Annotated in this window: 20 protein-coding genes and 2 tRNA genes; 1 reads left to right on the forward strand and 21 read right to left on the reverse strand. The window is 61.1% G+C overall.

All coding sequences use genetic code 11. From position 1 onward, the window contains the following. From ACQRCA_RS06605 to thyA, 4 genes are all read right to left on the reverse strand, one after another. The coding region (locus tag ACQRCA_RS06605; RefSeq protein ID WP_427719618.1) for an MATE family efflux transporter at positions 1 to 681 on the reverse strand (681 nt) is incomplete at its 3' end. 125 nt (positions 682 to 806) lie between these two features. Continuing rightward, entirely contained in the window at positions 807 to 1721 is a 915-nt protein-coding gene (locus tag ACQRCA_RS06610; RefSeq protein WP_427719619.1) for a TrmH family RNA methyltransferase, read from the reverse strand. Between the two features lie 109 nt (positions 1722 to 1830). Then, complete coding sequence (locus tag ACQRCA_RS06615) at positions 1831 to 2349, reverse strand: dihydrofolate reductase (protein ID WP_427719620.1); 519 nt, start codon at positions 2347 to 2349, stop codon at positions 1831 to 1833. 9 nt (positions 2350 to 2358) lie between these two features. Beyond that, a complete protein-coding gene (gene thyA / locus ACQRCA_RS06620; RefSeq protein WP_427719621.1) occupies positions 2359 to 3207 on the reverse strand; it encodes a thymidylate synthase in 849 nt (282 codons plus the stop codon). A 216-nt stretch (positions 3208 to 3423) separates the two neighbouring features. Here thyA and ACQRCA_RS06625 point away from each other — a divergent pair, with 216 nt between their 5' ends. After that, positions 3424 to 4182 carry a NifB/NifX family molybdenum-iron cluster-binding protein gene (locus ACQRCA_RS06625; RefSeq protein ID WP_427719622.1) on the forward strand — a complete coding sequence of 253 codons (759 nt, stop codon included), beginning with the start codon at positions 3424 to 3426 and terminating at the stop codon, positions 4180 to 4182. Between the two features lie 116 nt (positions 4183 to 4298). On the opposite strand, the gene ffh is transcribed toward ACQRCA_RS06625, so the two are convergent. The 17 genes from ffh to rpoD form a co-directional block, all read right to left on the reverse strand. After that, the gene (gene ffh / locus ACQRCA_RS06630) at positions 4299 to 5783 is read right to left on the reverse strand and encodes a signal recognition particle protein (RefSeq protein ID WP_427719623.1); all 1485 of its coding nucleotides are present in this window, start codon (positions 5781 to 5783) and stop codon (positions 4299 to 4301) included. 10 nt (positions 5784 to 5793) lie between these two features. Then, positions 5794 to 6711 (reverse strand): signal recognition particle-docking protein FtsY, encoded by a 918-nt coding sequence (ftsY, locus tag ACQRCA_RS06635; protein WP_271807278.1) that lies wholly within the window; start codon positions 6709 to 6711, stop codon positions 5794 to 5796. Next, on the reverse strand, positions 6711 to 10247 hold the full coding sequence (gene smc, locus ACQRCA_RS06640; protein WP_427719624.1) for a chromosome segregation protein SMC: 3537 nt from the start codon (positions 10245 to 10247) through the stop codon (positions 6711 to 6713). Before smc ends, ftsY begins: the two co-directional genes overlap by 1 nt. A gap of 10 nt (positions 10248 to 10257) precedes the next feature. Then, entirely contained in the window at positions 10258 to 10983 is a 726-nt protein-coding gene (rnc, locus tag ACQRCA_RS06645; RefSeq protein ID WP_154515455.1) for a ribonuclease III, read from the reverse strand. A 3-nt stretch (positions 10984 to 10986) separates the two neighbouring features. After that, a complete protein-coding gene (locus ACQRCA_RS06650) occupies positions 10987 to 11229 on the reverse strand; it encodes an acyl carrier protein (RefSeq protein WP_154515452.1) in 243 nt (80 codons plus the stop codon). A gap of 117 nt (positions 11230 to 11346) precedes the next feature. Continuing rightward, on the reverse strand, positions 11347 to 12363 hold the full coding sequence (gene plsX, locus ACQRCA_RS06655; protein ID WP_427719625.1) for a phosphate acyltransferase PlsX: 1017 nt from the start codon (positions 12361 to 12363) through the stop codon (positions 11347 to 11349). Between the two features lie 88 nt (positions 12364 to 12451). Continuing rightward, a complete protein-coding gene (rpmF, locus tag ACQRCA_RS06660) occupies positions 12452 to 12631 on the reverse strand; it encodes a 50S ribosomal protein L32 (RefSeq protein ID WP_022094017.1) in 180 nt (59 codons plus the stop codon). Between the two features lie 64 nt (positions 12632 to 12695). Next, positions 12696 to 13250 carry a YceD family protein gene (locus ACQRCA_RS06665; protein ID WP_154515446.1) on the reverse strand — a complete coding sequence of 185 codons (555 nt, stop codon included), beginning with the start codon at positions 13248 to 13250 and terminating at the stop codon, positions 12696 to 12698. Beyond that, on the reverse strand, positions 13250 to 13747 hold the full coding sequence (locus tag ACQRCA_RS06670) for an ATPase (protein WP_154515443.1): 498 nt from the start codon (positions 13745 to 13747) through the stop codon (positions 13250 to 13252). The genes ACQRCA_RS06665 and ACQRCA_RS06670 overlap by 1 nt, the downstream gene beginning before the upstream one ends. 68 nt (positions 13748 to 13815) lie before the next feature. Next, complete coding sequence (coaD, locus tag ACQRCA_RS06675; RefSeq protein ID WP_154515440.1) at positions 13816 to 14313, reverse strand: pantetheine-phosphate adenylyltransferase; 498 nt, start codon at positions 14311 to 14313, stop codon at positions 13816 to 13818. Further along, entirely contained in the window at positions 14306 to 14950 is a 645-nt protein-coding gene (gene rsmD, locus ACQRCA_RS06680) for a 16S rRNA (guanine(966)-N(2))-methyltransferase RsmD (protein WP_427719626.1), read from the reverse strand. Before rsmD ends, coaD begins: the two co-directional genes overlap by 8 nt. Continuing rightward, positions 14947 to 17124: an ATP-dependent DNA helicase RecG gene (recG, locus tag ACQRCA_RS06685; RefSeq protein ID WP_427719627.1), complete on the reverse strand. Its 2178-nt coding sequence runs from the start codon at positions 17122 to 17124 to the stop codon at positions 14947 to 14949. The genes rsmD and recG overlap by 4 nt, the downstream gene beginning before the upstream one ends. Before the next feature lie 10 nt (positions 17125 to 17134). Then, positions 17135 to 18796 carry a DAK2 domain-containing protein gene (locus tag ACQRCA_RS06690; protein ID WP_427719628.1) on the reverse strand — a complete coding sequence of 554 codons (1662 nt, stop codon included), beginning with the start codon at positions 18794 to 18796 and terminating at the stop codon, positions 17135 to 17137. Between the two features lie 27 nt (positions 18797 to 18823). After that, a complete protein-coding gene (locus ACQRCA_RS06695) occupies positions 18824 to 19213 on the reverse strand; it encodes an Asp23/Gls24 family envelope stress response protein (protein ID WP_187361832.1) in 390 nt (129 codons plus the stop codon). 161 nt (positions 19214 to 19374) lie between these two features. Continuing rightward, positions 19375 to 19449, reverse strand: a tRNA-Asn gene (locus ACQRCA_RS06700). A gap of 33 nt (positions 19450 to 19482) precedes the next feature. Continuing rightward, positions 19483 to 19557, reverse strand: a tRNA-Asn gene (locus tag ACQRCA_RS06705). A 342-nt stretch (positions 19558 to 19899) separates the two neighbouring features. Beyond that, the gene (rpoD, locus tag ACQRCA_RS06710) at positions 19900 to 21243 is read right to left on the reverse strand and encodes an RNA polymerase sigma factor RpoD (RefSeq protein ID WP_370450567.1); all 1344 of its coding nucleotides are present in this window, start codon (positions 21241 to 21243) and stop codon (positions 19900 to 19902) included. Positions 21244 to 21258 lie beyond the last annotated feature (15 nt).

Below are 21258 nucleotides of genomic sequence, written 5' to 3' on the forward strand. Positions count from 1 at the left end.
TGAAAGCCGCCACGCACCCGGTGCGTGCATCATGCGAATCACGATCATCGTGGCGTTGGAGCAAATGGTCAGCGCCACCGCAATGCCGCAGCCCAGAGCCTCCATATGCAGCACGGCAACAAAAATGATATCCAGCACCACATTAACGAGGCAGCCGGAAGCGATGATCACGGCAGGTCCACGCGTGTCGCCCACGGCGCGCAGCAGTGCCGTTCCCATATTGAGCAGCAGCGCCGCAACCATAGCGGCAAAATAGCAACGAGCATAGGCCACACCCTCGGCTAATAGTTCATGCGGCGTATTCATAAGCACCAGCATGGGCTCAACGAACACTATGCCCAGAATCGAGACGACGATACCGCCCACCAGAGCGAGCGTCATGGCCGTATGGACCGAACGACTCAGTCGCTCATCATCGTGCTGGCCAAAATACTGACCCGTAATAACAGCACAGCCGGCGCCAACACCGACGCAAAAACCGATGCAGAGCTCCGTGAGCACCATCGTGGCCTGGATGCCACCCAGCGCGAGCTTGCCGCCAAACTGACCGACGATATAGGTACCGATAAGTGTGTAGGCCTGCTGAAAGAACGAACTAAAAAAGATGGGAACGCACAGCGAAAGCAACTGCTGCCAAATAACACCCTGTGTTACATCGATAGCCGTAGATTTCTTAGCCACACGCCCTCCCCACCAGCGCACGTCAAACAACAAAACGTCAATTAATGACCAAAGCCGACACCAGCTTAGCACCGACCGGCGTCAACCGAAACACACGGAATCAGAGCCCGGTGCAAAATATCTGCCTAGTGATACAGTCCCGGCTGGTAGTGATACTCGTTGCTCACGTGCGGACACAACTGCCAAAAAGCGACAGCACTCGCCGCGGCCACGTTGAGCGAATCGACCCCGTGCGCCATCGGAATACGCACAGCCCGGTCACAGCCCGCGATGGTCTTGGCGCCCAGGCCGGCGCCCTCGGTGCCCATAAAGATCGCCAACCGGTCAATCTCCCGCAACGCGGGATCGTCCAACGACACCGAATCATCCGTCAATGCCATGGCGGCACACGAAAAGCCGGCATCGTGCAGCGCCGCCAGCCCATCATGCGGCCATACGCGCGCCTCGCTGCCAATGCGCGTCCAGGGCACCTGAAACACCGTGCCCATGCTCACGCGGGCTGAGCGGCGATACAGCGGGTCACAGCAAGTGGGGCTCACCAAAATGCCATCGACATTCAACGCTGCCGCCGAGCGGAAAATCGCACCCACATTAGTATGGTCGACAATACCCTCGAGCACGCACACGCGCACCGGGCGCTCACCCGCCACCTCGACGACGCCGCCCAAGAACTCATCAACCGGAATCTGACGCGGGCGACGGAACGCCGCGAGCGCACCACGCGTCACGTTAAAGCCCGTCAACTGCTCCATGAGCTCCATGGAGGCCACGAACACAGGAACCGGACCTGCGCCCTCGCGTACAACCAGACGCTCGAACAGCGGCATCATCTGATCGAGCCATCGCTCACCCAAAAGAAAGCTCACCGGCTCGTATCCGGCACGCACCGCACGCTCGATGACCTTGGCGCTCTCGGCGATAAAGATGCCCTTTTGCGGCTCCAGCACGCAGCGCAGCTCTCGCTCCGTCAGTCGCACGTAGGCGTCGAGCCGCTCATCATTAAGGGAATCGATTCGCAGCACCTCAACGGCATCAGTCATAGCAGCCAGCCCGTACCCTTCTTTACAGCACATCTATACCAAACGAGGCGACGCTAAGCGCCGCCCCATGCATTCAATCAACCCGGTGATACCGTTCACGCCAGACGATTTAAGCATCAACACGACGATATGTCACGAACTCATAATCGAGGCCTTCGTCACCCTCGCCCGCGGCAATCGTGGCAACCCCGTCGCGCCGCGCAACTTCCCACGCAGGATCGACATCCAAATTGGGAAAGTACGTGTCCACGTCATGTACGCAATGGTTATGCGTGACCTCGGCCTCCACGCAGTACGGCAGAAATTGCCGATACACCTCGCCGCCACCGATCACCCACGCAACGGGCTCATCGGCAACCGCGGCGAGCGCCTCGTCGATACTATGCACCACGTCGACGCCCTCGGGGGCAAAGCCCTCGTCGCGCGTGAGCACAATGTTGCGACGGTTCTTAAGCGGACGCCCGCCGGGAAAACTCAGCAGGGTCTTGCGTCCCATAATGACCGGGCAACCTTTGGTGCACGCCACAAAATGGCGCATGTCGGCACGGTTGGACACGACCATGTCACCCTCGCACCCAATGCCCCAGTCATCGCACACGGCGACAATGGCAGAAAGCTTACACGTCATGCGCGTCACCTACACCGCAATGGGGATGTTCTTGACCTGCGGGCCGTGCTCATAGCCCTCAACGATCAGATCATCAGTCGTAAACGCGTAGAAATCATGCACATCGGGGTTGAGCGTTACCTTAGGAGCCGAAAACTGCGGACGCTCGATAAGCTCGCGAACGATATCGACATGACGGTCGTAAATATGGGCATCGGCGATCACATGCAGCAACTCGCCAGCGATCATATCGACCGACTGCGCGACCATCATCAGCAAAATGGCGTACTGGCACACATTCCAGTTGTTCGCGGCTAAAATGTCCTGGCTGCGCTGGTTGAGAATCATGTTGAGTGTGGGCTTATCGTCCTGCGGGCGCTGCGTGACGTTATAGGTCACGCTGTAGGCGCACGGATACAGGTGCATCTCGGACAGGTCGCTAAACACGTACGTATTGGTCATGATGCGGCGGCTGTACGGCGTGTGCTTAAGGTCGTACAGCACGCGGTCCATCTGGTCAAAGTCACCCTCGGCATAATGGCTCTTCTGCCCAATCTGGTACCCGTAGGCCTTGCCGATGGAGCCGGTCTCGTCGGCCCACTCATCCCAAATATGGCTGTTGAGGTCATGCACGTTATTGGACTTCTTTTGATAGATCCATAGAATCTCGTCCATGGCAGATTTGAGGGCCGTACGACGCAGGGTAAGCGCCGGAAACTCCTCACGCAGGTCGTAGCGTGCCGTAACGCCAAAGTTTTTAATAGTATAGGCAGGGGTGCCGTCCTCCCACACCGGACGAACCTTTTGGCCCTCGGTAGTGGTGCCACGGTCCAGAATATCGCGGCACATGGCTACAAACTGTTGATCAGCTTTGCTCATTGACCCTCCTGTCAGTCGCCTATAAGCGATTTTTATTGTAGCCCAGGCGCGCAGCATCGAATTGCACACTTGGGGCGGCACACGCAATGCACGGCAGTACGGCACCGCATTCGCAAATGCTGTACCTTTAGCTTTTTTGACATATGCCAAAAATAGCTTGAACGGTTTCGTATACGCGCTATCCTATTATTGACATATGTCAGATTTGGGGAGTGTATGGCAGGAAGACGCGAAAAATTGCGCCGTGTTGGGATCATTCCCGAATATCGCGGCTTTACCCCTGACGGCCTTGCCAGCGGAGACGCCATCGACATGACGGTCGATGAGCTCGAAGTCCTACGGCTTTGCGACCTGGAAGGCCTCAATCAGGAGGCCGTCGCCCAGCAAATGGGCATCGGCCGTGCCACCGTGGCGGCCATCTGCAGCCGCGCGCATCGGAAGGTGGCAAACGCGCTGGTCAACGGGCGAGCACTTAGTATCGAGGGCGGCAATATCGCATACTCCCCCACACCTACGACAACGGCCATATGGCCAGCAAAGGAGGTCGGCACCATGAGGGTGGCAACGACGTACGACAACGGCAACATCTTTATGCACTTTGGCCGCAGCGAGCAGTTCAAAATCTATGACATCCAGGATGGCAAGGTACTCAACGAGCAGGTCGTAGGCACCGGCGGCACTGGTCACGGCGCCCTAGCGGGTCTGCTCGCCAACGGTGGCGTCGATACGCTCATCTGCGGCGGTATCGGCGGCGGCGCCATCAACGCGCTCACCCAGGCAGGCATCACGGTCTATGCGGGCGCCCAGGGCAGCTGCGACGCCTGCGTCGAGGCCCTCATTGCCGGCACGCTCGCGCAGACCGGCGAGGCCACCTGCGACTGCCATGGGCGCGAGCACGAGCACGAGCATGGCGAGTCCTGCGGCTGCCACGGCCACCACGACCATGATGGGCACGAGGGCTGTGGCTGCCACTAGTGGCAAGCACCTCAACGCCAGCACGCTTCCGCGCGTGAGAAAACCTGCGAACGAACGGCGAAGGCCGCCTGGAGTACCATCCAGGCGGCCTTCGCCATACTCGACTCAACCAGTCGTTACTTTTTATTACGCATCTGCGCTTCCATCTGGCGCAGCAGGTCCATATCGGACTTGGGACCACCTGTTCCCATGCCACCCAGGCCGCCCATGCTGCCCAGGCCCATGGCATCCAGACCGGGAATATTGGGCATGCGCATCTTTTTGCCTTTTTTACCCTTCTTGCCCTTCTTGCCGCCGGCTTGCGCCTGGTTGGCCATCGAGCGCATGCGGCCCATCATCTTGTTCATCTCGCCCCACTGCTTCATAAGGCTATTGACCTCGGTGGGGGTCACGCCGGCACCCTTGGCGATGCGGGCGCGACGCTGGCCGTTGATGATGGAAGGACGCAGGCGCTCCTCCTTGGTCATCGACATGATGATGGCCTCGTTCTTGTCGAAGATGCCCTCATCCAGGTTGCCGCCCATCTGGTTGAGCGCGCGCTGGCCGCCGGGAAGCATGCCCAGAATGCCCTTCATACCGCCCATCTTCTTGACGGCCTTCATCTGGTCGAGCATGTCGTTCATGGTAAAGCCCTCGCGCAGCATGCGCTCGGCAGCCTCGAGCTGCTCGGCATCGGCTGCCTCCTGGGCTTTCTCGATAATGCCGACGACGTCTCCCATGCCCAAGATGCGCTTGGCCATGCGATCGGGATAGAACGGCTCCAGCGAATCGGGCTTCTCGCCCATGCTCACGAACTTGATGGGCTTGCCGGTCACCTGGCGCACCGAAAGCGCGCCGCCGCCACGGGCATCGCCGTCGAGCTTGGAGATGATCACGCCGTCAAAGTCGGTGCGCTCGGCGAAGGTCGAGACAACATTGACGATATCCTGGCCGGTCATGGCATCGACGACCATCAGCACCTGATCGGGCTTGACGGCCTTCTTGATGTCCACGGCCTCCTGCATCATCTGCTCGTCGATCTGCAGACGACCGGCGGTATCGACGATGACCACATCGCGCAGGTGGTCGACGGCCTCCTTGATGGCGCCCTTGGCAATATCGACCGGGTGCTCGCCGTCACCGCGGAAGACCGGCACGCCGATCTCTCCACCAAGCGTGGCCAGCTGGTCGGCAGCGGCGGGACGGTAGACGTCGCACGCGGCGAGCAGCGGCGAGCGGCCCTGCTTCTTGAGCAGGTATGCCAGCTTTACAGCCGCCGTGGTCTTACCGGAGCCCTGCAGGCCCACGAGCATAATGACGTTGGGAATGCGGTTGCTAAAGACGAGCTTGCTCTCGGTGGAGCCGAGCATCTCGGTGAGCTCGTCGAGCACGATCTTGACGACGTTTTGCGCCGGCGTCAGCGATTCCATGACCTCGGCGGTCATGCAGCGCTCCTTGGTCTTGGCGACAAACTCCTTGACGACCTTAAAGTTGACGTCGGCCTCGAGCAGCGCCATGCGAATATCGCGCATGGCCGAGGTGATATCGGCCTCGGTCAGCTTGCCCTTGCCGCGCAGGCGGTCAAATGTGTCGTTGAGGCGATCGCTCAGAGAATCAAACACTGGTCACTCCTTAGTTGGACTCGCCCACCAGGGCGCGGCAGAAATCTTTGGCATTAAACTCCTGCAGGTCATCGACCTGCTCGCCCACGCCCACGCGCAGGATCGGGAGCTTGAGCTTCTCGGCCACGGCCATGGCGATACCGCCCTTTGCCGTGCCGTCGAGCTTAGTCATGATAATACCGTCCAGACCCAGCGCCTCGTTAAACTCGAGCGCCTGGTTCAGGCCGTTTTGGCCCGTCGCGGCATCGATCACGAGGACGACCGAGACGGGCATGGGGCCGGCGGCCATATTGGCGGCGCGCTTACGCGTCACGTTGACCACCTTGGCAAGCTCGCGCATGAGCTCGGGGCTCGTGTGCAGACGACCGGCGGTGTCGATGAGCACCAGGTCGCTGCCGCGCTTATCGGCCTCGTCGAGCACGTCGTAGCAAACGCTTGCCGGGTCTGAGCCGCGGTCGCGCTTTATGACGGGGACGCCGGCGCGCTGGCCCCACACATCGAGCTGTTCGATGGCGGCAGCGCGGAAGGTATCGGCCGAGCCGATCACGACGTTCTTGCCGCGGGCGGCCATGGCGCTCGCGATCTTGCCGACCGTAGTGGTCTTGCCGGCACCGTTGATGCCCACAAACAGAACGCAGCTCGGCGTGTCGGCGAACGGATCGCGCTCGACGGGTACAAAATGCTGCTCGAGCTGCTCGGCCAGGGCCCGACGGAGTTGCGGGGCGGTCTTGAGGTTCTTCTTGGCCGCGGCATCGCGCAGGTCGTCGGAGACCTGGATGGCGACCTCGGCACCCATGTCACCCATGACGAGGGTGTCCTCTAGGTCCTCCCAAAAATCCTCGTCGACCTCGCCGCCAAAGTAAAAGACCTCGTTGAGGGCCTCGCGGCTGCGCTCAAGTCCGCGCGAGAGAGCATCGAAGAATCCCATTATGCATTCACGACCTTTCCGGTTTCGCGATCGAGTTTTTGCGAGACGACGCGACTGACGCCGTCAGCTTGCATCGAGACGCCGTAGAGGACGTCAGCGTCCTCCATAGTACGGCGCTGATGCGAGATAACCAAGAGCTGCGTATCGGATCGCAGCACGTCGAGCGCGCCGATGAGCTTGGACAGGTTGGCGTCATCGAGCGCCGCCTCGACCTCGTCCAGCACATAGAACGGCACCGTACGCGTGCGATACACGGCAAAGAGCAGGGCGAGCGCCGTCAGGCTCTTCTCGCCGCCCGACATGAGCATCATCTTGGTGATGCGCTTGCCGCGCGGCTGCGCCACGACCTCGATGCCCGTCTCGGCCGGATGCTCAGGGTCGGTCATCTCCAGATGCGCCTGGCCACCCGGGAACAGCATGGCGAAGATCTCGCGGAAGTTCGCATCGACCTTTTCGAAGGTCACCAGGAAGGCTTTGCGCATCTTGCGGTCGATGGCCACGGTAATCTTGGTGAGCGCCTTGCGCGCGCTCTCCAGATCGGCCAGCTGCTCCTCGATGTAATCGGCGCGGCGCTTGAGCTGCTCGTACTCCTCCATGGCAACCTGGTTCACAGGGCCCAGGTTGTTGATCTGGCGCACGAGCTGGTTGAGCTCGCGCTCGGCGGCGTCGCGATCGGTGGGAGCAGGAAGCATGAGCGCTTCCTCAAGCACCGTGGTGCCATCGGTGGTAATGGCCTTGATGGCCGCCTCTACCTGCACCTCGAGCTTGCCGCGCGCGACCTTGAACTCGTTTTGTGTCGCCGTGGCGGCATCGACCCGCTCCTTGGCGCGGGAGACCTCGGCCTTGGCATCCTCGATGGTTTTCTTGAGCGAAGCCGAGTCTGCCTCCTCGAGTGAGGCCTGGTCACGCAGGCGCGCGGCCCAATCAGATGCACGCTCCAGCAGGGCCGAATAGCGCTCGTGCATGGGATCGACACGCAGGCGCAGCAGCTCGAGCGAGCGCGAAGCCTGACGTGTTCCGCGGATACGGCGGTCAATGCCCTCCAGGCGATGCTCCAGATCGGGCACGCGGCCCTTCAGCGAACGCAGGCGCTCGCCCGTCTGGGCCAGGCGCACCTTGGCATCGGCGAGCTTACCGGCTGCGTCGGAATCGTCACGGCGCACGCGATCGAGCTCGTCGTTGGCTTCGGCAATCTGGAGACCCAGGTCGCTTGCCTGCGCACGGGCCTCGTCGCGCGAACGGGTGAGCTCGTCAACGCGCGGGCGCGCGGCGCGAACGGCCTCGGCCGCCTGCTCACGGCGCCTGGAGATGCGCGCACGCTCGACCTCGGCGTTGTTGGCGCTTTGCTCCAGGCGGCCAATCTCGGAGAGCAGCGAGCGACGCTCGCCCTCAAGACGGGCGATCTCGCCGGCGGCATCACCCTCGGCGGCACGCGCCTCCTCGACGGCCGCATTGGCCTCGATAACCTGGTTCGACACATGCTCAAAAACGGCAGCCAAATCGGGCTCCAGGCCTTCGAGCTCGCGAATGCGGCGCTTCCGCTCCAGGGCACCCGAGGCCTCGCCGGCATCGAGTCCCACGCGCACCAGGCCACCAAAGCTCACGCGAGCGCCATCGGGCGTCACATAGGTCACACCGTCAACGACTGGTGCCGCCAGCGCACAAGGCAAGTCATCGACCACGTAATAGCCGCCGAGCAGCGCCTCGACAATTGGGCCATAACCGGCACGCACGGACAGGCGATCAACCAGACGCGAACCGGCAGCGCCCTCGGCAGCAGCAGAGCCGCTCACACCACGCGCCACCAGCAGTGCCTCGCCCGAGGCCTTCTTTTGGTCCAAAGCCGCACGACCGGCACGCTCAAGCGTGGCTGCGTCATCAAACAACAGGGCATCGATATCGCCGGCAAGCAGCTGCTCGACCAGGCCCTCAAGCTCACGCGGCGCCTCGAGCACGTCGCCCAGACGGCCCGTTACGTCATCGCCCAATGCCCCTACCAGACGGCTCACCAGCGGCGAGCTATCGGCCATACGGGCATCGAGCTTCTTTTGGCTCGCAAGCTCAGAGCGCACCTCGGACAGCTTGTTGCGCGACTCGCTCTCACGGGCGCGCAAGTCCTTCAACGCCGCACGGGCGACCTCGGTGGCCTGGCGCGCATCGGCCTGGGCTTGGCGAGCCTGATCGAGCGCGCCGTCGAGCTCCTCGGCGCGGTCGCGACGACTCTCGAGCGAGGCCGTGACCTCCTCGAGCTGCTCGTCAATCTGCTCCAGGCGCGAGGCGTACATGTTGTCCTCGACCTCGGCATTGCTCAGCGAGTCTTTCACCTTGGCAAGCTCGAGCGCAGCCTTGTCGGCCACGCGCTGCACATCGCGTTGCTCGCGCGTAAGCTGCGAAATCTGATTGTCGAGCGCAACACGGCGCTCGTGGAGCTCGGCGGCGGCAGGGCCGGCGGCGTCAACGTCGTCCTGGGCCTGCATGTGCGCACCGGTCACTTCCTCTAGCTGGGCACGTGCATCCTCGAGCTCCTCGACCACGCGACGACGCTGATGCTCGGAGCTCGAAATCTGGCCGCGCATATCGGACAGGCGCGACACCATATTGTGGCCCTTTTCCTCGAGCAGGCGCATATCGGAGTTAATGCGACCGACCACATCTTGCATATGACGGCGCTGCTCGCCCAAGTCGCCCACAAACAGGCCCTTTTCCTCGAGCATCACCTGGAGCTTCTCGAGCTCACGCTCCTTTTCGCCCAAGCGGTACTGCGCAAGCTCCAGCTCGGCGGCACCCTCTTTGGAACGGCTCTCCAGATCGTTCCACTGCGACTGCAGCGAACGAAGCTCGTCAACGGCCAGCATCTGCGTAAGCTCGTTCGCGCGCGAGGACAGCTCTTTGTACTTGCGCGCGCGATCGACCTGACGCTCCAACGGTCGCAGCTGACGGGCAATCTCCTTATTGATGTCGCGGGCACGGGTAAGGTGCTCGTCCATCGACTTAATCTTTTTGAGCGCACGCTCCTTGCGGCGCTTGTGCTTGGAAATGCCGGCAGCCTCCTCGATAAGGACGCGGCGCTCCTCGGGACGGCTCTGCAAAATGGCATCGAGCTTGCCCTGGCTGATAATGGAATGCGTATCCTTACCCAAGCCCGAATCGTGCAAAATGTCCTGGATATCCATCAGGCGGCACGGACTCGCGTTGATGAGGTATTCGCTCTCGCCCGAACGATACATGCGGCGGGTGATGGCAACCTCATCAAAGTCGACAGGCAGCACATGGTCCGAGTTATCGAGCACCAGCGTGACCTCGGCAACGCCCACCGGCTTGCGCGCCGACGAGCCCGAGAAGATGACGTCCTCCATGGCCTGGCCGCGCAGCTGCTTGGCGCTCTGCTCACCCAGTACCCACAGAATCGAATCGGAGATATTCGATTTTCCCGAGCCGTTAGGACCGACGATGACGGTCAGGCCCGGCTCAAACGTCATATGGGCGCGGTCGGCAAACGACTTGAACCCTTTGAGCGTAAGGGACTTGAGATACACGGTTCCTCGCTTAAACGGGCTTCTTGTTGAGAATCACACCGTTGGTGGTGTAACCCATGCGGTCGAGCGCCTCGAGTGCAGCGGCTCCCTCGGCCTCTTTCTTAGAGGCGCCGGTGCCGCGGCCCTGACGGATACCGTCGACAAGCACCACGGCGGTAAAGGTGGGCGCATGTGCCGGGCCCTCGGAGCCTACCAGCTTGTATGCCGGGGGCTCGTGACCGTCTGCCTGCACGCACTCCTGCAAGAACGACTTGGGGTTCGCGGGGTGCTCGGCACGCTCGGAGGCCAAATGGGGCTTAAGCGTGCGGTGGATGAACTCCGCCGCCGCATCCCAGCCGGCATCGAGGTACAACGCACCCACGAGCGACTCATAGACGTTCTCGAGCGCCGAGTTAAGGCCGCGCGCGCCGGTACCGGTCTCGGAGGCGCCAAAGATGATGATGTCGTCGATGCCCAGCTCGTGCGACACCTCGGACAGCGTGGCACCCGAAACAAGCGATACCTTCAGACGCGTGAGCTTGCCTTCATCGAACTCGGGATAAGACTCAAAGAGCGAACGGGCAACCACGGCGCCCAGAATGGAGTCACCCAAAAACTCAAGCCGCTCATAGCTGGCAGAGACCGGCTGCCCCTCTACTGCCGAGGGGTGGGTGAGCGCCGCGCGTAGCAGCACCTTGTTATTAAACTCATGGCCCAGGATTTCCTGAGCGCGCGTGAGTCGTTGAGATAAAGCCAAGACCTAGGCCTCCCTGGCGTTTTCGATAGCGTCGACGGCGTCGGCAACGGAGGTAAGCGACAACAGGGTCTCGTCATCGATCTCGAGGTCAAACTCGTCCTCGATGGCCGTCACCAGCTGCAGGCGCTCGAGCGAATTGGCATCGAGGTCGTCAAAAGTCGTCTCATCACTGATCTCGGCAACGTCAACGCCCAGCACGTCGGCAGCGACCTCGGCGATCTTGTCAAAGATTTCGGAGCGATCCATAGCGCATCCTCTCATAAGTCGTGGAATACAATGTGTCGCGCGGGCGGAAGCCGCATTGCAGCACGGCTCCGATTCTACCCCACGATGCATAGCTTGAGCCACGTAACGGAGCTCTTGCTAAACGATACCTTCCATGGAATTGGCAATGCTTTCGATAAGCCCGGCTCGAACGGCCTGAGCCGCGGCGAGCGTACCGTTCTTAACGGCTTCGGCCGACGTGGCGCCATGGCCAATCAAAACGACGCCGCGAAGGCCCAGCAGGATCGCGCCGCCCTTGGCATCGCCCGAGAGCTTGGCTTTCATCTGGCGCATCTGGTTTTTGATGAGCAGCGCGGCGATCTTGGTACCGAGCGAAGACATAAAGGCGCCCTTGAGCTCTTGCAGCAAAAACTTGGCAGCGCCCTCGGTTGCCTTGAGCGCAATATTGCCCGACATGCCGTCGGCGACCACAACGTCAAAATTGCCCGACGTAAGATCGGTGCCCTCGCAGTTGCCCACAAAACCGGGGACCGCGGCTTTCATAGCCGGGAAGCACGCCTTGGTAAAGTTAGAACCTTTCTCGTCCTCGGTGCCGTTGCCAAGCAGGCCCACACGCGGATGTTCGATGCCCAGGACCACGCGGGCATAGGCTGCACCCATCTGGGCAAAGCGAACCATGTCGTCGACCTCGACATCGGGGTTGGCCCCCATGTCACACAGTACCGTAAGGCCACCGGCGCGGTTGGGCAGCGCATTGGTGAGGCATGGGCGCACCGGCTGCTTCTTACCCTCTACCAAATATCTAAACGGCGTCACGTAGGCGGTGGCGGCAGCCGTCATGGCGCCGGTCGACCCCGCGGAGAAAAACGCGTCCGCGTTGCCCTTCTTAATAGCACGGCAGGCAAGCACGATCGAAGACTTACGCTTGGTCATCACGGCGCGGATGGGATCGTCGTCCATGGCGATGACATCGGGGGCCTCCAGAGCCTCCACGCGCGCGTGCGCCGCGGCAAAGGGGTTGACGATATCGGCGGGGCCAACAGCGATGACCTCGATATCGGGATCGGCGGCAAGTGCGGCCTCAATACCGTCGAGGACAACTTGGGGCTTCTCGTCTCCGCCCACAACGTCTACACAAACGCGAACGTTACTCATTTCAAGTGCTCCTTATACAAAAATGGCCGACTCATTGAGCCGGCCATTGTGGTTCCAGTTGGAACGGCATCGTATCCAGAGTATACAGTTACTCGGTAACGATAACCTCGCGGTCCTTGTAGAAACCGCAGCTGGGGCACACGTGGTGCGGGAGCTTGACAGCGCCGCAACGGGGGCACGTGGACTGAGCCGCAGCCGAAATCTTCATGTTGGCGGAACGACGGGTATGGGTACGGATACGACCCTGCTTTTGTTTAGGTACGGGCATAGTGACCTTCCTTATGAACTATCCAGTGTGGCGATTACGCGCAAGTAGCGATACTACCACATTTTTACTCATCAAGATTGAGATTCTTCAATGCTGCAAATGGATTTTCCGTGGCAGCGGCCCATTCGGCCTCGGCCTGGGCGGCGCAATCGCATTGCTCGACGTTGAGATTGATGCCGCAGGTGGGGCACAGGCCGCGGCAATCGGGCTTGCAGAGCACCACAAACGGCGTGTCCATGACAACGGCGTCGTTAATGGGCTCCCCCAGATCGACAATGCGGTCCTCGCCCAAAAGCTCGTAACCGTCCTCGTAGGCCTCGGGATCCTCGGGCTCCTCAAAGAGGTAGAACTCCTCGATCTCGCCGGCGATATCAAACGAGGCGAGCTCAAGGCAGCGGTCGCATTCGCCGGTGGCGTGCGCTCGAACCATGCCGGAGAGCAGAACACCGGTGCCCGCATTGGTAAAAACCACGTCGTAAGCAATGCCGTCCTGCAGCTGGTACTCCTTCTCGCCCACCGTGTAGGTGGCGACATCGACCTTGCCGGTCAGCGGATACGAGTCTCCGGGAAACTCGAGCTGCTCGGAAAGATCGACGGTAACGCTCGGGAACTCAGCCATTACCACTGACCGTTCTGCTGGGCGGCACCCTCGTTGAGCTGCTGACGGCAACGGGTAACGGTGCCGGTCAGGCTCTTGAGGTTCTCCTCGAGGTGCGTAAAGACCTGTTCGGCATAATCCTCGGCCGCATAGCGCGTCTCGCGCTCGTACTGCTGGGCACGATCACGGATATCGTCGGCCTGCTGCTGCGCCAAACGGACGATCTCCTGCTCACCGGCAATGGTGAGTGCCTGCTGCTGAGCATCGGCAATGATGGAATCGGCCTGAGCGGCGGCGGAAGCCATAAGCTCGTCGCGCTCCTTGAGGATGCGACGGGACTTCTGCCACTCCTCGGGGTAGCTCATACGAATCTCGTCAAGGATGTTAAAGAAGACGTCGGCATCGATAACCTTCATCTGGGCATTCTTGCCGAACGGCGTCTTAGCCTCTTCGATGAGCCCCTCGAGCTCCTCGACAAGGCTCACGATCCTGTCGCCAGGAAAATTCTCGCCCGGCATCCGGTCTCCTTTCATAGGTAACATGTCATCGTGTTAGTTTACCACATGCCATCAGGCAATATGAAACGTCACGAAAAGCGATGTTTAAGCGCTTCGACCACATTGGGCGGCACAAACGTCGACACATCGCTTCCGAGCGATGCGATCTGACGAACCACCGAGCTCGAGATATAGCCGTACTGCGGCGCACTCATGACAAAAATGGACTCGAGCTCGTTGTCCAGGCGATAGTTGAGGTCCGCCTGCTGCAGCTCGTACTCAAAGTCGGTCATGGCGCGCAGGCCCTTGACCACAGCACCCGCACCCTGCTCACGGGCAAAATCGACCAACAGGCCGGTAAAGGGCAGTACCTCGACACCGTCAATATCGCCCAGGGCCTCGCGGGCCAACGCCACGCGCTCATCGAGCATAAAGGTGGTGCCCACGCCGTTTTTGCCCTGCGACTCCGCCACGGCGACAATCACGCTGGGAAAAATGCGGCGGGCGCGGCGGATTACATCGATGTGACCAAACGTGATGGGGTCAAACGTACCCGGAACGATCACGCGGTTGATAGTGTCATTCATGGGTATCCTCCAAAGGCACGTCCTCGTCATTATCGCTGTCATTAGCATGGTCGCACTCGTCCGCGGCCACCCAGCGCAGCAAGTCAACCGAGGTAATGCCGTAGCGTTTCTCTCGCACGGTCTCAAAACCAGCCGGATGAGCGCCCGCATCGCTTGCGGCATGCTCAAACAGGGCAAAGGCCCCTGGTGCCAGCAGGCCCTGCTGGGCAAGATTGCGCAGCAGCTCCTCGACCGGCTCGGCGCCAAAGGCATAGGGTGGATCGAGCAGGACCAGATCAAAGGGGCCGCCCGGAACACGGCCGCGCGAGGCGCTCGCCAACACATCGCCGGTAACGACGCGCCAACGCGAGCGGTCACGACACAGCGACTCGATATTCTTAGTGATCAGTCGGGCGGCATTGCGATCGATCTCGAACGTGATGAGCGAGCGAGCGCCGCGCGAGAGCATCTCGATTCCCAGGGCACCGGAGCCGCCAAAGGCATCCAGCACGCGGACCTCGTCCAAATCGAAATCGAATGCCGACATGACCATGGACGCACATGCCTCGCGCACGCGGTCGGTCGTGGGACGGGTGACATCGCGCCCACGCGGCTCTTCGATCTTGCGGCCGCGCCATTCACCGCCGATGATTCTCATCCTCCGCTGACCTCCTTGAAGATATGTCGATAACGCGTGGCGACCGCATCGCGCAAGGGACGCGTCGCCACGGAGTCAAGGTTGCAAGCATACCGCAAGAGCTCGACCGCGTCCAAATGGGCCCATTCGATAAGATCCTCGTCGGCGTCCAGGTCCACAAAACGCAGGGTCACACCGCCATGTTGGCGATAACCCAAGATTTCGCCCTCGTGGCGCAAACGCAGGTCCATCTGCGCAAGTGCAAAACCGTCAGAGGTCTTTTCGAGCGCCCGCAGGCGGTCTTGCGCAGCAGACACACCGCCATTGCCCTTGGAATGCGTCATGACCAGGCACGTGCCCGACACGCTGCCGCGGCCCACGCGGCCTCTAAGCTGATGCAGGGCCGCCAAGCCAAAGCGCTCGCCGTTCTCGATAACCATGACGGTGGCGTTAGGTACGTCGACGCCCACCTCGACCACCGTAGTCGAGACGAGCACGTCGATCTCGCCGCGCTTAAAGGCGTCGATCACGCGGTCCTTCTCCCCCGCCGGCATGCGGCCGTGAAGACGCTCGACGGAAAGCCCCGGCAATGCCAGACGCAGGCGGTCGAGCTCGGTCGCGGTGTCGTGTAACGGCACGGACACCGTCACGCGACCTTCATCGTCGCGAGCAATGCCGGGAACGTCTTCTAAATCGTCCGCGGAGTCACTCGGCTCCACAAGCGGGCAGATAACGTAAGCCTGCTGTCCTTGGGCATGCGCCTCGCGAATGGCACCGTAAGCCAAGTCGCGGCTCGACTCGGTGAGCACGCGCGTCGAGACGCCGGCCCCGGGAACGGGGCGATGACGAATGATGGACGTGTCCAGGTCGCCATAGACCGAGAGCGCCAGTGTGCGCGGAATAGGCGTGGCCGTCATAACGAGCAAGTCCGCACCTGGGCCTTTGGCACGCAGGGCATTGCGCTGCCCCACGCCAAACCGGTGCTGCTCGTCGATAACGACGAGTGAAAGATGTTTAAACGTTACGTTATCCGAAAGGACCGCATGGGTACCAAAGAGCACATCGAGCTCACCAGACTGCAGCTGTGCATGGATGCGCTCACGCTCGGCGGCCGGGGTAGCACCCGTCAGGAGCGCCCAGGACATACCGGCCTGCGAGAGCAAAGGACCGGTCTTATCGGCATATTGACGCGCCAGCACGCCCGTGGGTGCCATGACGCAGGACTGGGTACCCGAATCGGCCGCGACTGCCAGCGCGCAGGCGGCGACGGCGGTCTTGCCGGTACCGACATCGCCCAGCAGCAAGCGGTTCATCACGTGGTCGCCATCGCACATGTCATGCAGGATGTCTTGGAACGCGGCCTCCTGCTCGTCGCTCAGCGAAAACGGCAGGGCCCGCCTAAGCGCCGTCAAATGACCACCCGCGGTATGGGTGTAGGGAACCACCTCGACCATACCGCCGTCGTTGCGCAGACGAAGCGCCAGCTGAAGATAGAGGCATTCCTCATAGGCAAGCCGCGCGCGCGCGATATCGCGCTCGGCCATACTCGAGGGAAAGTGAATCGAGCGCAGCGCACGGGCGCTGCTCATAAGGCGGCGCTTGGCGCGCAGGGGCGCGGGAATCGGGTCGAAAGGATTGCCAACAATCTCGAGCGCGCCGCTCACGATACGGCGCATCCAAGCCTGGCTCACACCGTCGCTCACATAGTGAACCGGCAGGATGGTGCCCGCGGCACGCCCGTCCTCGAGCTTTTCGAAATGCGGCGAGGCCATCTGCTTAAATCCGTAGGCAAATTCGACCTTACCCATCACGGCCAGGCGGTCGCCCTGCTTGAGCTGCTGGGCAATCCAGGGCTGGCGGAAAAAAGCGACTTGCAGCACGCCCGTCTCGTCCACAAGCGAGACCTCGGTAACCTGCATACGCGGGCGGGGCTGCTTTTGAACGATACGATCGACCGTGGCGACGATCGTGCACACCGTACCGATAGGCGCCATCTCGATGGACCAGGAGCGTGTAAAGTCCAGATACCGATGAGGGATATGGAGAAGGAGGTCCCCCACCGTCCTAATTCCCAGACGGCGAAGGGCCTCCTCACGTTTACCCGAAACATATTTGAGTCGCGCGATATCCTCGTCGAGCGCATTGCTCTGGGCAAAGCGCTCCGAGACGCGCGGCACGGAGCACAGCTCGGACATGGGCAGATGCCTACTCGATCGAGAAGATCACGGGATAGAGCGGCTGCTCGCCACGATGGGCGTCAATCTCCAGGTCGGGCTGAGCCTCCTCGATGGCGTCGACGATCTCCTGGAAGGCCTCATCGGACAGCTCCTCGCCGGCCAGAATCGTCAGCGCGTCGCCCTCCTCTTCCTCCTGCATGCGGTTGATACAGTCGAGCGTGACCTGCTTCACATCGGAGCCGACCACGTCGATGGAGCCGGCAATGATACCCATGACGTCACCGGAGTGAATCGGCGAGCCGTCAGAGGCGCTGGAATCGCGCACGGCACGGGTGACCTCGCCATCGCGAACCTCGCTGATGGCATCGACCATGGCGGCAACGGCGTCCTCGAGCTCGGAATCGGGCAGCACCGCGAACAGAGCGGAGAACGCCTGCGGAACGGTCTTGGTGGGAACCACGGCGACCTTTTTGTCGGTGCAGGCAGAAGCGGCAGCCTCGGCAGCCATACGGATGTTGCCGTTATTGGGCAGGATGATGACCGAAGTCGCGTTGACCTGGTCCACCGCGCCCAGCAGGTCGGCGGTCGAGGGGTTCATGGTCTGGCCACCCGAAACGACCACGTCGACGCCGAGGGACTTGAGGATGTCGGCCTCACCGGAACCGGCGGCAACGGCGACAAAACCCAGGGCCTTGGCGGGCTCGGCGGCCTTTTGCTGGTCCTCGTGGATCTTAGCGGTACGGTCGTGGGCCTCCATCTCCATGTTGTGGATAAAGACCTCGTAGATCTGGCCAAGCTGCAGCATGTGCTCGAGCACCAGGTTGGGGGTGTTGGAGTGCACGTGGATCTTGTAGTCGGGGTAGGCGCCCACGAGCAGCTCGCAGTCGCCCATGGAACCCAGGAACTTAAGGCACTCGTCCTCGTCAAACGGGGCGTCGGCCTTAAAGAGGAACTCGTTGCAGTAGCGGAACTCCGAGCCCTCCCAGTCGTCGTTGGCCTCGATCTCGACGCGACCGAGGGCCGCATCGCGGGCAGAGCCAGCGGAATCAAACGTGGTGGAGAAATCCTCGACAACGGTGCTGCGGCCCAGAGCAGCGGCAACGAAGTTTTCCAGGAAGATGGCAAAGCCAAAGGCGCCGGAGTCGACCACGCCGTTCTCCTTCAGAACGGGCAGCAGGTCGGGCGTGCGAGCCACAGACTGGTAGGCCTCGACGACGATGGCGTCGAGCGCGTCCTCGGCCGAGAACTTCTTCTTCTCGCACTCGTCGGCCTTGGTCGAGACGTCGCGCAGGACCGTAAGAATCGTGCCCTCGATGGGCTTGCGGACGGCCTGGAAGGCGACCTTGACGGCGCGACGGAAAGCATGCGCGATGTCGGCAGACGTGATGGGCTCATCGGCAGAGACGAGACCCTCGGCCACGCCGCGCAGGATCTGCGAGGTGATAACGCCGGAGTTGCCGCGGGCGCCCATGAGGGAGCCGTGGGTGATGGCGCCGGCGATGGCCTCCAGATCGGCATCGGCGGGAAGGGCGGAAAGCTCCTTGGTCACCGAGGCGAGCGTGAGCGACATGTTGGTGCCGGTGTCGCCGTCGGGCACGGGAAAGACGTTGAGTTTATTGATCTCCTCGGCCTTGTCGGAAACGGCAGCCGCAGCGATCGGAAAACAGGTGCGAATGGTCTTTACAATCATGAGTATTTGAATCTCCGTTTTCGGATGCTAGTTCAGACGGCTCTTGAGCGCGTCGATGTGAATGCCGATCTTAAGGCTGGCGGGATCGATCTGGGCGATCTCCTGCAGGGTGAAAGCAACGGAGCTCGAAAGATTGTGGCAGACGGACTTCATGTTGACGCCGTTCTCGAGCACGACGTGAAGGTCGACCGTAAGGCCGTTCTCGTCGGCGGAGACAAGCACGCCCTTGCGGAGGCGCTGACCGGCAAGCAGGCGCACGCTCTCGGCGCCCTGGAGCTGCTCGGCCATACCGACGACGCCATAGCACGTCATCGCGGCATAACCGGCAATATCGGCAATAACGTCGTTCGAGACGCTCAGGCTGCCGTTAATGGTCTCAGACACAAGAATCTCCTTATCTGGTGCTCGCGGCACCATGTCGTGGGAGCAATCATTGCAATATTCTACAACGACCGCGCCATGTTGAGGTGGTGGGTCGCGGGATTACATCCTCGACACGAAATGTTGATATGGCAACGTTTGCGTTAAGCAATCGCGGCATGAAAAAACCCGCCGCAAAAGCGACGGGTTTTACAATCTGGCTCCCCGGGTAGGACTCGAACCTACAACAGCGCGGTTAACAGCCGCGTGCTCTACCATTGAGCTACCGAGGAATTTAAAGCCCAGCAGATTGGGCTGAGAAATTCTGGCTCCCCGGGTAGGACTCGAACCTACAACAGCGCGGTTAACAGCCGCGTGCTCTACCATTGAGCTACCGAGGAATAGGTGCATGCTCTCAAGCAACGAAGTTTATTATACGGACGAATCAGCTCAGGGCAAGAACTTTTTTAAGAAATTTTCCGACCCAGTCATTGGGGACGTTCTTAAACGACTAGTCATTCAAGAACGTCCCCAACGACTAATCAACCAGACGCCCAGGGTAGTCTTTTTGGGACGGGGCTTTTTTAGCTACCCAATCTGGGGCCTTTAAAGCTTGAGCCGCGCATTGAGATAGGGCAGCTAAAAAAGCCCCGTTCCAAAAAGACTACCCGTGCCCCAACTGCCGGCCCTTGTTACATGAAAGCGCCCTCAAGCGGATGTGCTTGAGGGCGCTTCTTGCATGACTAGCTTTCGATATAGTCTTTGAGCTTGCTGGAGCGGCTGGGGTGGCGGAGCTTGGCCAGGGTCTTGGACTCGATCTGGCGGATGCGCTCGCGCGTGACACCAAACTCGCGGCCGACTTCCTCGAGCGTGCGGGGATGTCCGTCGACAAGTCCAAAGCGCAGCTCAATAACCTTGCGCTCACGATCGGCAAGCGAGTCGAGCACCTGGGTGAGCTGCTCCTGCAGCATGGAGAAGCTGGCGGCATCGGGCGGAACGATGGCCTGGGAGTCCTCGATAAAGTCGCCCAGCTGGGAATCCTCTTCCTCGCCGATAGGAGTCTCGAGCGACACGGGCTCCTGCGAGATCTTCTGAATCTCGCGGACGCGGTCGGCACTCATGTCCATCTCGGCACCGATCTCCTCGGGGGTCGGGTCGCGACCCAGATCCTGGAGGAGCTGGCGCTGCACGCGGACAAGCTTGTTGATGGTCTCGACCATGTGTACGGGAATACGGATGGTACGGGCCTGGTCGGCGATAGCGCGCGTGATGGCCTGACGGATCCACCACGTGGCGTACGTGGAAAACTTGAAACCCTTCTGGTAGTCGAACTTCTCGACGGCGCGGATCAGACCGAGGTTGCCCTCCTGGATCAGATCCAGGAACAGCATGCCGCGACCGACGTAGCGCTTGGCGATGGAGACGACCAGACGGAGGTTGGCGCTGATGAGCGCCTGCTTGGCCTCGAGGCCCACGTTCTCGATACGAGTCAGACGACGCATCTCGGCGCGAGTGAGCTCGATCTCGCCCGCCTCGGCGGCCTCGAGCTTCTCGGTGGCCTCGAGACCGGCCTCGATCTTCATGGCCAGATCGACCTCTTCGGAGGCAGTCAGCAGGTCGACTTTGCCGATCTCCTTAAGGTACATACGAACCGGGTCACCGGTCAGCATCACCGTGGAGGCATCGATGCCACGCACGCGAGAACGAGAACGGGACGTGCGGACGGTGCGTTTCTTTTTGCTCTTGCAAGAACCCATCTCGGCATCGGCCTGACGGGCCATCTTAAGCTCATGATCGTCGAGCGAGCCGGAATCGTGCTCCTCGTCGTCATCGAAATCGTCGGTATCGTTATCGTCATCGTCGACGTCCATGGGGGCGTCGTCGTTTCCGCTCGCGGAGATAATCTGGATGCCGCTGTTGCGCAGCGCGGAATAGACCGCGTTGAGCTGCTCGTCAGAAACATCGATATCCTTCAGGACGACCTGGATCTCGTCCTCGGTTACCGAAGTCCTGTTTGAGCCGTTGCCCATGAGCTTAGCAACGTAGGATTCCAGCCCAGTACCCGTGCTCTCAGTCTTATTTGGCACAGATTCTCCCTTCGT

The sequence above is a fragment of the Collinsella sp. SGI.095 genome, from assembly GCF_050314535.1.
Lineage (GTDB): Bacteria > Actinomycetota > Coriobacteriia > Coriobacteriales > Coriobacteriaceae > Collinsella.